This window comes from Citrobacter sp. Ct235 (assembly GCF_030332305.1).
Classification (GTDB): Bacteria; Pseudomonadota; Gammaproteobacteria; order Enterobacterales; family Enterobacteriaceae; genus Citrobacter_A; species Citrobacter_A telavivensis.
The window spans coordinates 1-14308 of record NZ_JAOWIC010000002.1 but is presented as its reverse complement, the minus strand read 5'-3'; the positions used below and the strand labels follow the sequence as shown (position 1 = coordinate 14308).

Here is a 14308-nt window from a genome sequence, read left to right as displayed (position 1 = left end):
CAACAGGAGAGAACGATGGACGACAGGTTGCTGGAGGATTATTTGCAGGAACTCCGGTGGTTGCGTGCCGCCAGCGGTGAATTTTCCCGCCAGCATCCGAAGATCGCCGCCCGCCTGCGTTTAAGCGAATTTGATTGTCCCGACCCGCACGTCGAGCGGCTGCTGGAAGGGTTCGCGCTGCAAAGCGCGCGCCTGAACCAGCGGCTGGACGAAGGGTTTAGCGAACTGAGTGAATCGCTTCTGGAACTGCTCACCCCGCATCTGCTGCGCCCCTATCCCTCATTTGCCACCGCCCGTTTTACGCCCGATCCGCTGGCAGGCGATCTGACGCAGGGTTACACGCTGCCCACCGGTACGCCGCTGTACGCGCTGACGGCAGAGGGCGAAACGGTCTGGTGGCGTACCGCATTGCAGCATACGCTGTGGCCGGTCGCGATCGATGACCTCACCTGGCTCGACGCGAGTGCGGCTCGTCAGGCATGTGGGCTAAGCCAGGCTCGGGGCGCATTGTCGCTTCGGCTTCGTTGTTTACCACCCTATAAGTTTTCCACGCTGACGATGCGCACGTTGCGCATTTACCTGGGGGGCTCTGCGCAGGTTAACGCCGCGCTTTTCGACCTGCTCTATGCCCACACGATAGGCCCACTGCGCCCGCAGCCGGTAGGGCTCGAAAATGCGGAGCACCTGTTGGCGAGCGAGCCGGGCGTCGAGTCGAGCGGGCTGGCGTTGAGCGCCTGGATGCACTGCCCGCAGGCGCTGATGTATTTCGATTTGCCGATCCCGCAGACCCCGCACGGCGACACGATGACGCTCTGCATTCCTTTTCGTCGCGCCCCGGACACGGCGCTGCATCTGACTCGGGACGATGTGCGTCTCAACTGCGTACCGGTGGCGAATTTGTTTACGCGAACCTCGGAACCGCTGCCCGTCGGGCACACGCACAGCGAATACCGGCTGGTCGCCGATCTCTACGACAAAGAGATGCAAATCTACCGCATTGTTCAACTGTGGATGAGCCGACGCGATGAAGCCTGGCCGGTGCCGCCCTATTACGGCGCGCAACAGCATGCTGATGCTCGATGGTTCTGGCATGCGCGGCGACATTATCGGCAGGAGAACGATCTCTGGCTGACGCTGGTGGACAGCCGTTTTGATCCCTTTGCCGCCGATGAAGCGTCCACGCTGACGGCAACGCTTCTGTGTACCAACGGTGAGTGCGCGTCGTCGCTGATGGCCGGAACTCCGCTGGCCTTTGAGTTTCCGGGGCCGATAGCGCAGGCGTGCTTGCTGGGCACGCCGACGAGTCCGGGCCAGTCCGTAAGGCAGCGGAACGCTCGCTGGAAGTTGGTTTCCTCGCTGGTGCTCAATCATGTGTCGTTGACCGAAGGCGACGAGGCGCTGGCGTCACTGAAAGAGATGCTCTCTCTGTATGCTTCTTCGGGGGAATCGGCGGCGGTCTGGCAGCAAATCGACGGCATCCGCGCGATGCGCTGCGAACGGGCCAGCGAACATTCTGGTCGCGATGCATGGCGTGGCTGGCGTAACGGTATTCGGGTCACGCTGACGCTGGATCCTCAGGCGTTCACCGCCAGCAGTCGCCTGCTTTTTGCCGCGATCATCGCCCGTTTTCTGGCGCGTAACGCCACGGCAAACTGCTTTGTACATACCGTGTTGCAGGATGACAGCGAGGAGATCCCGCTATGGCGCGATACCGATCCCAGCCTGCCGATAGTGTGATAGCGCAGCTTCGGCGCGAACCCTGGCGCTTTTCGCTGGAGCAGTGCGTCCGGTTGCTCGAACTGAGCGGCGTGTCGCCTGAACTGCGCGGTGAGCTGGGGCTGACCTTTGCCCCGGCGGAGATTGGCCGTTTGCAGGGGGCGCGCGTAGAAGTGCGAAGCATCGGCCTGGGCGGAGCGGACGGCGTTTTACCCTACGAGGAACTGGAGGCGCTGCCACAGGCGGCACAGGATTTCCTCAACCTGTTTGAGCAGCGGATGATTGAACACGACTGCCGAAGCCGGAGCGTATATCGGCTGGCGACGCCTTATGCCCGACGAGAGCAGGCGGCAGGCGGCGAACTCATGCAGGCGCTGTGTGGATTTTTGACCACGGCGCGTCCGGCGCAGGTGCCGTTATCGCTGATCCAAAGCGGTCTGTTGGCAAACCGCAGGCGCGGTGCCGCAGGATTTGTCGCACTGGCGGCGGCGATGATGAACATCAGCGTGTCGGTGGAAGCGTTTGTGGGGCGCTGGCAGGGATTACCCGCCGATGCGCAGAGCCGCACCGGCTGTCGGCTGGGGCGCAACAGCGTGGCGGGCCGCCACGCCTGGCATCAACACGCGGGCATCCGGCTCCATCTGATCGCCAGCAGTGCCGCGCAATGGCGCACATTTTTACCCGGTGGCGAAGGCTTCACCACGCTGAGCCTGGCCGGACGCCTCTGGTTTGGCGCGGCGATTTCGCTGGAGCTTGTCATGCGCGGGACGTTGACGCTTGACACGCATCTGTCCCGCGCGCGGCCCCCGCGCCTGGGGCGTACCGCACAGCTACAGGGGCGCAAAGCGTCGCCGTGCTTCTGTCGTCTGTTTTTCAGGGAGGATGAACATGGATTTAAACGCGTTGGTACAACGACTGAACCCGAATTGCTTTCGCGCGCTGGAGCTGGCGGCTGAACGGAGCCGGGGACAGGGACACTGGTTTGTTGAACCCGAACATTTGTTGTTAGCTCTGCTGGATGAGGAACAGGGCGATCTGGCCTGTTGCCTCAGCGAGGCGGCGATCCCTGCGGACAGGCTGCGTGAAGAGATTCAGCGCACCCAGGCGCAGTTTAAAACTGGCTGTACGCGCATGCCGGTCTTTTCCGTCCAGCTAGTGGAACTGCTGGAAGGGGCGATTCTGCTGGCGACCTTCCAGCGTCTTGCATTGGTGCGTTCGGCGTTACTGCTGCTGGCATTGCTGACCCGCGAACGGCTGCGTAGCCAACTGGCACAGGGGATGCCGTTGTTGCTCGGCATTCAGGCCATGACGCTGGAAAATCAGTGGCGGAACTGGTGCCGACTTTCCGTGGAGGAACAAAACGGGCCGCAGTCTGATGATCGCCCTGACCATGAAAGCGGCGTACTGGAGCAATTTACCCACGACCTGACCCGCGATGCGCGCGAGGGACGGATCGACCCGATCATCGGTCGCGATAGCGAGATCCGCCAGTGTATCGACATTCTGCTACGTCGTCGGCAGAACAACCCGATTCTGGTTGGTGCGCCTGGCGTCGGGAAAACGGCCGTCGCCGAAGGGCTGGCGCGACGCATCGCTGAAGGCAGCGTGCCGCCGCCGCTGCGCGACGTGTCGCTGCTGGCGCTCGATCTTGGCCTGTTGCAGGCCGGCGCGGGCGTAAAGGGCGAATTTGAGCAGCGGCTTAAAGGGGTGATTGATGCGGTTAAAAAATCCCCACAGCCGATCGTTCTGTTCATCGACGAAGCCCATACGCTGATTGGCGCGGGTGGCGCCGAGGGCGGCAGCGACGCCGCCAACCTGCTGAAACCGGCACTGGCGCGCGGTGAGCTGCGAACTCTCGCGGCGACCACCTGGCAGGAGTACAAAAAATATTTCGAGAAGGATCCGGCGCTGGACCGGCGCTTTCAGCGTATCCAGATTGAAGAACCGGACGAGCATCGCGCGGTGGTGATGCTGCGGGCGGTCGCCGATAAGCTGGAAGCGCATCACGGCGTGCAGATCCTCGACAGTGCAATCCACGAAGCGGTGCGCCTGTCGCAGCGCTACATCTCCGGACGACAGCTACCGGACAAAGCCATCAGCGTGCTCGACACCGCCTGCGCGCGCGTGGCGCTGGCGCAGCATGACGTGCCGCCTGCGCTCGAAGAGATCCGCCAACAACGGGCGGCCATTGAGGAAGAGGGGCAACGGCTGAATCGCGAGCTGCTGGTGGGCGTTGATCATCACGACCGGCTGTGCGAGCTGGAGGCGCAGGCGGAGAAACTCCAGATTCAGGCGCGGGAAGTGGAAGGGCGCTGGCAGGATGAGCGCCAGCGGGTCGGCGAGCTGCTCGCTGCCCGTCAGCGGATGCTGAATCTGAGCGAACGGCTCGATGAAGATGACGAAGAGCTGGAACAGCAGCTGGTGGAATGCGCGGCGCTGATTGGCAAGCTGGAAACCGCCGCCGCGCAGCTGCGCGAGGAAGTGCCGCTGGTGGCCGATTGCGTAGACGCCGCCACCGTCGCCGCCGTGATTAGCGGCTGGACGGGGATCCCGCTCGGGCAGATGCTGACCGATGAAGCCCACGCCCTGCGTACGCTGGTTGAGCGGATGAGCGAACGGGTGATGGGACAACAGGCGGCGCTGGAAACCATCGTTCAGCGCCTGCGCGCGTATCGCAGCGGCCTGACCGACCCGCAGAAGCCGGTCGGCGTGTTCCTGCTGGTGGGGCCAACCGGCGTCGGCAAAACCGAAACCGCGTATGCGCTGGCCGATGCCCTGTACGGCGGCGAACGTAACCTCATCACCATTAATCTTTCCGAGTATCAGGAAGCGCACACCGTCAGCCAGCTCAAAGGCGCACCGCCGGGTTACGTCGGCTACGGCAGCGGTGGGGCATTAACCGAAGCCGTGCGCCGTCGCCCTTATTCGGTGGTGCTGCTGGATGAAATCGAAAAGGCGCACCCGGACGTGCTGGAGGCGTTCTATAACGTTTTCGATAAAGGCGTGATGGAGGACGGCACCGGGCTGATTATCGATTTTAAAAATACGGTGATGCTGGCAACCAGCAATATCGGGGCGGAACTGATTCTGGAGACGCCGCTTTCTGAATTCAATAGCGAGCGGTTTAACGAGGCATTACGCGAGGAATTATTAACACATTTTCGTCCGGCGTTTTTAGCAAGGATGACCACGGTGGCCTATCGCTCGCTGGATGAAGAGATATTAAAAGGGATTGTGCTGGCGAAGCTGGAGAAATTAGCGCAGCGGTATTTAGTGGCGACCGGGGAGCGGTTAAATATGGATGAGGGGTTAATCGCGCGCGTTATGGAGAAATGCCAGGGTGCAGGAGCCAGGGATGTGGAAAACCTGGTGGTTGGGGAAGTGATGGGGCGAAATGATTGAACAGAGTACTATCTAAGTGGAGATGATATGAAATCTTTTTGGAAAAAATTAAGAAATATCACGACAGGTATTAATAGTATTGGTGATATAACGCTTCAAGGTCATATTCTACAAAGTGAGTACGATCCTATCTTGAACACGCCAAGAGTCATTAAGGTTAGAGCAACACCGTTTCTTCATAATCCAGGATATGCTTTATCTGAAACACAAGAATATGGACCTGATATTGAAAATGTTTTCTGGCTTCCTTGGTTAAATTATCGAGTTACTTATGCTGCCAGAGCTCAATACGAATACAGCAAGTCTTGTAATTTTTTTATTACTTCCGCTCTAACAGGTTGTCGTTTTACTGTTACACCTGATTTGGTACTACATGTTGCTCACGGTGCAATTGGAAGTACAGTATTTACTCGCACTGGCGCTGAGGAAGATATAACAGGAGCACGTCATCAAAGAACTCGGAGATTATCAATTTCACATGATAATCCTCCGAATGATATTTGTTATGGTATTAATGGCATACCCCACAGAACTTTAGTTTTTGGTGTAAAGCTGTTTGATGGGGTATGGACATATAAGATATTTAAATCCTTTCCTGCACCAGGAAGCTGGGAAACTATTTTATAGCTCAGAAGCTAAAGTATAATTTCACCTGATAAGTTGTATCATAAAAAGTAGGCCCGGTAAGCGTAGCGTCACCGGGCATTACGTACTCTACAAATATAAAAGGACTTTCCCATGCCTGACATCACTATTATAAAACTCACCGCCACGAATTTATCTGGCCTTACCGCCGCAACCGCGCAAACCGATTCTCAACTTAACGGCCTGACCATCGCCACGGTTACCGTCACCACCTCTGCGCCGTTAACGCTTGATACCGCGCTGGCGACCCATCTTACTGCCACAGTCAACAACGCCGACTATGACGGGCTGATTGCGGAGATTCACCAACTGCCCGCGACGCGTAACGCCGACTGCTATCAGTTTGTGCTGCGTCCCTGGCTGTGGTGGCTGACGCTTTCCAGCCATAATCGCGTCTTTCAGAACCTCAGCGCGCAGGAAATTGTCGAGAAGGTGTTTAAGGACGGCGGCTTTACTGACTACACATTTCAGCTCAAGGCCAAACCGGCAAAGCGCGAGTACTGCCTTCAATACAACGAGAGCGACTTTAACTTTGTGTCGCGACTGCTGGAACAGGAGGGGATCTTCTGGTTCTTCACCCATGTCGCGGGCAAGCACACGCTGGTGCTGGCGGATGACAACAGCGCGTTTCCGTCCATCCCCGGCGAGAAAAAGGTGAAGTATCTGGCGGCGCAGAGCGGTGAGCGGGAAGCCGGGGCGATTCGTTCGGCGGCGCTGCGCGTGCAAGCTACCGCGCAAGGATTTCAGACCAGCGATTTCAACTACGAGCAGCCGAAGGCCGCGCTCTTTTCGCAGGCGGGTGAGAAGAAAGGCGGGGTGCATTATCAGCATCCAGGGCGGTTTAGCGTCAAAGTCGACGGTGACGCGCTGGCGACGTGGAAGGTCAACGCCCTGACGTCACAGGCGAAGCAACTGGTCGGCGAAAGCGACTGCGCGACCTTAACCGCGGGCCACTGGTTCACCCTGACCGATCATGATGATAAGACGCTGAATACCGACTGGCTGGTCACCGCCGTCACCCACGACTACGACGGTGAGCACTACCGCAACCGCTTTACCGCCATCCCGAAAGCCACGCTCTATCGACCGCAAAGCAGCACGCCGAAACCGTTTATGCACACGCAAACGGCAACGGTGGTCGGCAAGCAGGGAGAGGAGATCTGGACCGATAAACTCGGCAGGGTAAAAGTGCAGTTTGCGTGGGATCGGGAAGGCAAACGTGATGAAACCAGCTCCTGCTGGCTGCGGGTGGTGACTGGCTGGAGCGGCAACGGCTTCGGTACACAGTTTATCCCCCGCGTCGGCCAGGAGGTCGTGGTGAGCTTTATCGACGGCGAGCCGGACAAACCGCTCGTCACCGGCTGCGTCTATAACGGCGTCAACGCGCTGCCCTATCCGCTTCCGGCGAATCAGACCCAGTCCGGTATTAAAACGCAAAGCAAAGCAGGCTTTAACGAACTGCGTTTCGACGACAAAAAGGATGCCGAACTGCTGGCGATGCAGGCGCAAAAGGATTTCCAGCTTACCGTGCTGAACGACAGTAACACGACAGTCGGCCACGATGACATTCAGAGCGTGAAAAACGACCGTACGCGCACCGTTGAAGAAGGCAATGAAACCGTCACGCTGAAGAAGGGCAACCGGGTGGTCAACATTGAAAAGGGTAGCGATACGCTGACGGTCAAAGATAAGCGTAGCGTGACGGTGAAAGGCGATCAGGAGCACGCGGTGGACGGCAATGAGACGCACAAGGTCAAAGGCAACTACACGCTGAACGTCGACGGCAATCTGACGATTAAGGTCAGCGGTACGCTCACGCTGGAAAGCGGTAAAACGCTGACGGTGAAGAGCGGGGCGGATCTGAAAGCCAGTGCGGCCGCGAACCTGAATCTTGACGCTACCAGTATCGCCAGCGATGCGAAGGGTTCGCTCACCCAGAAAGCGGCAACGATAAGCCAGGAGGCGAAAGCCACGCTGACCAGCAAAGCCAGTGCGATGCAGACCCTGGAGGGCGGCGGAATGCTGACGCTCAAGGGCGGGATGGTGAAGATCAACTAATGAGTGAGCGGCTGGGCTATCAGCAGGACACCACCCGGCTACAGGCTGGTCTGACGGACGGCCAGCTCAGTGGCGAGATGCGTATTGAGGAGCATGGGCGTCGGCTGATGGCGATGCACTATCAGCAGGGCGTTTTACACGGCGTCACCGAAAGCTGGCACCCCAATGGTCAACTGGCAATGCAGCAGGAATATCATCACGGCAGGTTGCAGGGCGTGGCGCGTTACTTCAGCGAAGAGGGCGTGTTGATCCGTGAGGAGCACTGGCGGGAAGGACAATTGCACGGCGAGTGCCGCTGCTTTTATCCGTCCGGGCAGATGCAGATGCGTGAACAGTGGCAGGACGGTCTGCGTCATCAACAGAGTGAACAGTTCTATCCCGATGGGGCCTGTGCCATGCGACAACAGTATGTCCTCGGTCGCCTGGCCCACGAACCCGAGCGCTGGCTGCCGGATGGCCGTGCCATCAATGCGTGGGGGCAACCCCAGTCGCGGTTCAGTAAATGGACGGAGCATCTGTAGGCGCGGTCGCGGCAGGTCAATGAAAGGTATGACGCTGCACGTACAGACTACGACTTTCCTGTTATGGAGCGCGGGCACAGAGTTCATAAAAATTAGTGTTACTTCCCTCCGGTTCGTCATCGTTTTACACGAGCGGCTTTCTGTACCTGCATAACGGTGTTTGCGCAAAGGTGATGATGTATGGTTGATCGAATGTACGTTCCGCCACTGGCTTCACGACGGGTGAAGCGAACCCAAATTCGCTCACGCGACAAATGGGTTGAAACGGATCTGTTTGTTGAGCAGGGGGTCAGGTATTTTTTTCGTGTGACCGGTAAGTGGTGCGATATGAACCATTGCTGCGACGCGAATGGTTATACCGCCGACTATCTTAATTTTGCCCGAATCTGGCTGCGTTGCCGCCACGAACCTGCGACCTGGTTTACCTTAATTGGCACTATCGATAAATCAACCGATACCATGTTTGTGATTGGTGACGGTGCCCGACTAAATAACGGCTGGATTGCGCCTCGCAGCGGTGAGTTAGTGGTCTTTGCGAATGATATTTCGGGGATGTACTGGAATAACTTTGGTTCGGTAGTGCTGGAAGTCTGGCGATGAAAAATGTAAGCGCATCGGAGGGTATCAATGTGAAAGCTATTTAAGAAAATAAAATATTCTCCTGCTTATTATATTTTACAGAGAATGACGGGAGTTTGTTAAGATGTGCCGGAATCGTGAAATTGTGATTGACCTTTTATTTAAAACAGTGACCGTTATTTTTTCTTTGTTTTTATTTGGTGATCTAATTGTTTATTAATTGATCTTTTATTGTTTTATATTTGTACTAATACCCATGCTATTTTTGTGCTATTAGTCACACTTATTGCTCGTTTTTGCCTCTTAAAAACACATTTGTGCCTTTTTTTTGTACAAGTTGTGCGATTTCAAAGTGTTTAAGATATTTTTTATGTTTCTTAACTTATTGTTTTAATTGTTAATTATTGGTAATGCTAACATCTGGCAATCATTTAAGATGAATTAAGCTTTTTTTGCTTTCCACTCCTCGTCGTAATACTCAGAATATTCCCTATCCAGTGATGTCCGCACTCCTGATAACGCTTACTGCGAATACCCGGGTAAGTGTCATTTTTAGGCTCTGCGAAAGGAAAAGAAAGCACGCTAATAATAGCGTTTTCTAAATAGGTCAACTCTGGAATATATATATCATTATCAGTGTGAGCGTGATTGTCGCTCAGGATGGCGTGAACCGGAAAAATTGGATATCAGGTCTGCAATAGCACATTGATAATTGTATATCTCATTACAGGTATGTTTACCCCGTATTCTTCCTGGCGGATGTAATACGGTTGCCTGGTATAACCGAAAATCGTCATTATATTTTTAGGATATTTGTTTTGAGCACTCGTATTGTTTTTTCATGGGTTACTCTGGCTCTTTCTCTCTGGGTAGCCACAACGCCATGTTTCGCCGCATTAGCCAATGTCGAAGAAACGAATCTGAAAGAAAGTATTTTATTTGCTTTTGATCGTGACCCTTCGGTAAGCAGCCAGGCCGCACAAATGGGTATTGGCCAGGCAATGACCGATGAAGCGAAAAGCGGCTGGATGCCACAAATTGGTTTAACCGCCAGCACCGGTCAAAATAAGACCACGGATTCCAGCGGTTCTCTCAATAACTCCGCTGCATGGGGCATTAGCGTCACACAGTTAGTTTATGACTTCGGTAAAACCAACAGCGCGATTGCTCAGTCAGAAGCCCAGTACGAAAGCTATCGCTATCAACTGATGAGTACGCTGTCTGATGTCGCGTCAAAAGCGGCGCTGGGCTACGTTGAAGTAAAACGCTATAGCGCATTGGTTGACGCCGCACGCGAGAATATCGTCGCGCTGGAGAACATTCAGCATCTGGCGCAACTTCGCGCCAGTGCAGGTTTGAGTTCGACTTCAGACGATTTGCAAACGCAGACCCGTATTGCCGGAATGCGCGCCACGCTGGAGCAGTACTCCGCCGCGCTGCAGAAAGCGAAAGCGGTCCTCGCCGTACAAACGGGTGTCAGTGCTAACCGTTATGCCCGCCTTCCTGAAAACCTTGAAGTTAAACAAGTCACTGTTGAAAACATCGACTACGCGAAGATCCCCTCGGTACTCGCGGCACGGGCGATGGTGACCTCCGCACAACACGGCGTCGAGCGCGCAAAAGCACAGCATATGCCGACGGTGAGCCTGAAAGCGGGCCGTACTCGTTATGAGTCAGACAACCGCGGTTACTGGGACGACCAAATCCAGTTAAGTGTGGATGCGCCGCTGTATCAAGGGGGGGCGGTCTCCGCTCGTGTTGACCAGGCAGAAGGCGCGAAAGCGATGGCCGCCTCCGAAGTGGATCAGGTGCGTTACGAGATTCTGCAAAAAGCCTCTGCGGCGATGGCAGACTGGAAAGGTGCACGAGGCCGTGAAGATGCCGGCAAGTTCCAACTGGTCAATGCCGAACAAACCCGTCGCGTTTATAAGCACGAATACACCCTGAGCAAGAAAAGTATCAATGACCTGTTGAGCGTCGAACAAGACGTCTGGCAGGCGGAGTCTTCACGAATCAACGCTGAATTTGATGGCTGGAATGCGGCTATCAGTTACGCGACGGCAATCGACAACCTGCTGCCCCTGATCGGGATAGAAAAACAGGCGTCGAAAAAGCTGCCTGATCTTCAGTAGCGACGCGAACCCCACTCAACCGACTCTCTCCGGGAAAACACCGGACGACTATTACTGATTAACTGACCTTATGAGCCAGATGATGAATACCTTAAAAACCGCAAACATTATTAATCGTCACACCGCAAAGAAAACCGTACTGTCCGGCGAAGGCAACCTTTCCGTAGCTGTCTCTGGTGCATCCATCATTGAAATCCTGGGTTCCGCTCAGGATGTGGCGCGTTATGTCCGCCAGGGTAATGACCTGCTGATTTACATGAAAGATGGCAGCGTGATCCGTTGCAGTGGCTATTTCACTGAAGAGCCGGAGTCAAAATTGCACTCCGAGCTGGTATTCAGCGATGAAACGGGCCTGACACATGTGACGTTTGACGAGATTGGCGATGTCGCCAGCCTTGATGCCGTGGAACTGACGGCGCACGCGACGCCTGTCGACAGCCTTGAGCCTCTGATGGCGGAAGCGGCCAGCGACGATAATGATTTCCCGTGGGCGTGGCTCGCGGGGGCAGGACTGGGTGGCGGCGCAATTGGCGCACTGCTGGCTAATGGTGATAGCGGTAAAACCAAAACCGTCACTGAAACCCAAACCGAAGTGGTTGATAACACCAAAAATACGCCGACGTATATGGTCACCGATAAGAAAGGGGACAAACAGGGCGGACTGTCAGCCAATGACACGACCGATGACAACACCCCAACCTTCAGCGGGACGGGTCATCCGGGCGCCACCATTCAGATTAAAGACAGCCACGGCAACACCATTGCCAGTACGATGGTGGATGCCAATGGCGTCTGGACCGTGCTGCTGCCAGTACAGACCGACGGGACTCACACCTGGTCTGTTGTGCAGATCAACGGCAACGACACCACTTCCGCCGGTAGCATTACGATCAATGTAGATACCACCATTGCCACATTGACGCTGGCAACCACCGCCGGCGATAACATCGTTAATGCCAGTGAACAGTCCGCTGGTTTTACACTTTCTGGTGCCAGCAGCCATTTGGCACAGGGCACAACACTGACGGTAACGCTGAACGGTAAAACGTACGTCACCACCGTGGGTGCAAACGGCGAATGGCAGGTTAACGTGCCGGCCGCCGATGCGAACGCGCTGGCAGACGGCAGTTGGACCGTCGCGGTTAGCGGACAAAATGCGGCGGGTAATGCGGTCTCGGGCAGCCAGGTTATTACGGTAGATACTCAGCCACCGCTGCTGTCGATGGACAACATCGCCATCGACCAGATTATTAACGCCGCTGAGCATAACGCGTCTCTGGTTTTGAGCGGGAAAACCACGGCTGAAGCCGGGCAGACGGTGACGTTGATGTTCAATGGCAAAACGTACACGGCGACCGTGGCAGCCGATGGCACCTGGTCTATGACGCTGGATGCGGCTGATGTGCAGGCGCTGGCGGACGGTAACCACTCCCTGACGGTTTCGGTAAACGATAAAGCCGGAAACGCGACAAACATTTCTGAATTAGTGACCGTTGATACCACGGCGCCGATTCTGACGGTCAACACTGTTGCAGGCGATAACATACTGAATGACGATGAACAGGATGTCGCACAACTGATCTCGGGGATGGCGAATGGTGCCGCGCCTGGCGACGTTGTCACCGTTCAGTTTGGTAACCAGACCTTTACCGGCGTTGTACAAGCGGACGGTAGCTGGAGCGTCGGCGTTCCGGCGTCGGTGTTCAATTCCATGAGTAACGGCCAGCATACGATCACGGTGACCGTGACGGATGCGGCAGGCAATACCAGCACCGCGACTCATGATGTGACGCTCAACAGCATGGCTGTTGGGATCACCGTGGACCCTATCAGTGTTGATAACGTGCTGAATGCGCAGGAGTCTATGCAACCGCTGACCCTCAGCGGCACCAGCACCCTGGCTGACGGCAGCACGGTGACCGTGATGCTCAACAATATCGCCTACACCACGACGGTCAATAACGGTACCTGGTCTGTTCAGGTGCCGGTTTCTGACGTGCTGAATCTGGCGAACACAATTTATAACGTGACCGTCAGCGGGACAGATTCCATTGGCAACAGTGGGACGACCACTGCATCATTCCTTGTCGACACGACGCTGCCGCAGGTGATTGTCAATAATTTCGCCACGGACAACCTGGTGAACAACACCGAAGCCAATAGCGATCAAATCTTAAGCGGTCGCGTGACAAATGCCGCAGCAGGCGACACGGTTTCCATCATGGTGGGCGGCAAGCATTATACCGCCACCGTAGAAAATGATTTGAGCTGGAAAGTAACCATTCCGGCGAGCGACCTGAACAGCTTTGGCGATGGTGATCTGACCTTTACCGCTTCTGTAACGAACAGCCACGGCAACACCGGTACCGGCGATCGCGATATCAACATCAACGCGTCGTTGCCTGGCCTGCGTATCAATACCCTCTCTGGCGACGACATTATTAACGCCATCGAACAACATCAGGATTTGGTGGTCACCGGGAGCAGCAGCCATCTGGCGGCAGGTACGACGATCAACGTGACTATCAATAACGTGACTTACCAGACGGTCGTTGATAGTAGCGGTAACTGGCAGATTGGGATACCGGCTGCGGATCTGCAAAGCTGGACCGCAGGCCAGGTGGTGGTGAATGCCAGCGCACAGGATGCCTGGGCAAACACGGTGACGGTTGACCACCAGGTCGAACTCGATCTGGATCCTGTCGCGATCTCCATTGATACCGTCTCCACCGATGATCTTATCAATAGCGCCGAACAAGGGGGCGACCTGCTGATTTCTGGTCAGACTCAGGGCGTTGAAGCGGGTCAGACGGTAGTGGTGAAGTTCGCCGGTCAGACCTTTACTGCGCTGGTTCAGACCGATGGTTCATGGAGTGTAACCGTGCCGCCTTCGGCCATTGCATCACTGACCGACAGCCGCGAACAGATCAGCGTTAGCGTCACCAATGTCAGTGGTAACACGGCCGATGCGGGTCGTACCGTCACTCTGGATACCGCTGCGCCATTGATTACGATCAATACCATTGCCGCTGACGATATCCTTAACGCCACCGAATCACTGGCGGACCTGGTGATCACCGGGACCACCACCGCACCGGCCGGTCAGACGGTGACCGTGACCATTAACGGCAACGACTACACGGCGCTGGTACAGGCGAACGGTACCTGGAGCGTGACCGTTCCGGCCGCAGAAGCCGGTGCCCTGACCACCGGCAGTGTTACCGCCACGGTCTCTGACGCGGCCGGCAACACCGG

At 55.9% G+C, this 14308-nt stretch carries 9 protein-coding genes; all 9 read left to right on the top strand.

Going from position 1 to position 14308, the window contains the following annotated elements; translation table 11 throughout:
* The first annotated feature begins 15 nt into the window (after positions 1-15).
* The gene (tssF, locus tag OGY35_RS00050) at positions 16-1737 is read left to right on the top strand and encodes a type VI secretion system baseplate subunit TssF (RefSeq protein WP_286631099.1); all 1722 of its coding nucleotides are present in this window, start codon (positions 16-18) and stop codon (positions 1735-1737) included.
* The gene (locus tag OGY35_RS00045; protein WP_286631098.1) at positions 1701-2672 is read left to right on the top strand and encodes a type VI secretion system baseplate subunit TssG; all 972 of its coding nucleotides are present in this window, start codon (positions 1701-1703) and stop codon (positions 2670-2672) included. The genes tssF and OGY35_RS00045 overlap by 37 nt, the downstream gene beginning before the upstream one ends.
* Positions 2605-5118: a type VI secretion system ATPase TssH gene (gene tssH, locus OGY35_RS00040; protein ID WP_286631097.1), complete on the top strand. Its 2514-nt coding sequence runs from the start codon at positions 2605-2607 to the stop codon at positions 5116-5118. Before OGY35_RS00045 ends, tssH begins: the two co-directional genes overlap by 68 nt.
* 27 nt (positions 5119-5145) lie before the next feature.
* Positions 5146-5745: a hypothetical protein gene (locus OGY35_RS00035; RefSeq protein ID WP_139155873.1), complete on the top strand. Its 600-nt coding sequence runs from the start codon at positions 5146-5148 to the stop codon at positions 5743-5745.
* 111 nt (positions 5746-5856) lie between these two features.
* Positions 5857-7821, top strand: coding sequence for a type VI secretion system Vgr family protein (locus tag OGY35_RS00030; RefSeq protein ID WP_286631096.1), 1965 nt, complete (start codon positions 5857-5859; stop codon positions 7819-7821).
* Positions 7821-8342, top strand: a complete 522-nt coding sequence (locus OGY35_RS00025; RefSeq protein ID WP_286631095.1) for a toxin-antitoxin system YwqK family antitoxin — start codon at positions 7821-7823, stop codon at positions 8340-8342. The genes OGY35_RS00030 and OGY35_RS00025 overlap by 1 nt, the downstream gene beginning before the upstream one ends.
* A gap of 180 nt (positions 8343-8522) precedes the next feature.
* Positions 8523-8942, top strand: coding sequence for a hypothetical protein (locus tag OGY35_RS00020; protein ID WP_235922362.1), 420 nt, complete (start codon positions 8523-8525; stop codon positions 8940-8942).
* Between the two features lie 899 nt (positions 8943-9841).
* Positions 9842-11053 carry a TolC family outer membrane protein gene (locus OGY35_RS00015; protein ID WP_502872686.1) on the top strand — a complete coding sequence of 404 codons (1212 nt, stop codon included), beginning with the start codon at positions 9842-9844 and terminating at the stop codon, positions 11051-11053.
* Between the two features lie 82 nt (positions 11054-11135).
* Positions 11136-14308, top strand: a 3173-nt coding sequence (locus OGY35_RS00010; protein ID WP_502872685.1) for an Ig-like domain-containing protein, incomplete at its 3' end; no start/stop codon positions are given.

What these genes read in the sequence shown, in the direction of transcription:
- tssF (WP_286631099.1), top strand. Translation starts at nt 16, where the DNA reads ATGGACGACAGGTTGCTGGAGGATTATTTGCAGGAACTCCGGTGGTTG.
- OGY35_RS00045 (WP_286631098.1), top strand. Translation starts at nt 1,701, where the DNA reads ATGGCGCGATACCGATCCCAGCCTGCCGATAGTGTGATAGCGCAGCTT.
- tssH (WP_286631097.1), top strand. Translation starts at nt 2,605, where the DNA reads ATGGATTTAAACGCGTTGGTACAACGACTGAACCCGAATTGCTTTCGC.
- OGY35_RS00035 (WP_139155873.1), top strand. Translation starts at nt 5,146, where the DNA reads ATGAAATCTTTTTGGAAAAAATTAAGAAATATCACGACAGGTATTAAT.
- OGY35_RS00030 (WP_286631096.1), top strand. Translation starts at nt 5,857, where the DNA reads ATGCCTGACATCACTATTATAAAACTCACCGCCACGAATTTATCTGGC.
- OGY35_RS00025 (WP_286631095.1), top strand. Translation starts at nt 7,821, where the DNA reads ATGAGTGAGCGGCTGGGCTATCAGCAGGACACCACCCGGCTACAGGCT.
- OGY35_RS00020 (WP_235922362.1), top strand. Translation starts at nt 8,523, where the DNA reads ATGGTTGATCGAATGTACGTTCCGCCACTGGCTTCACGACGGGTGAAG.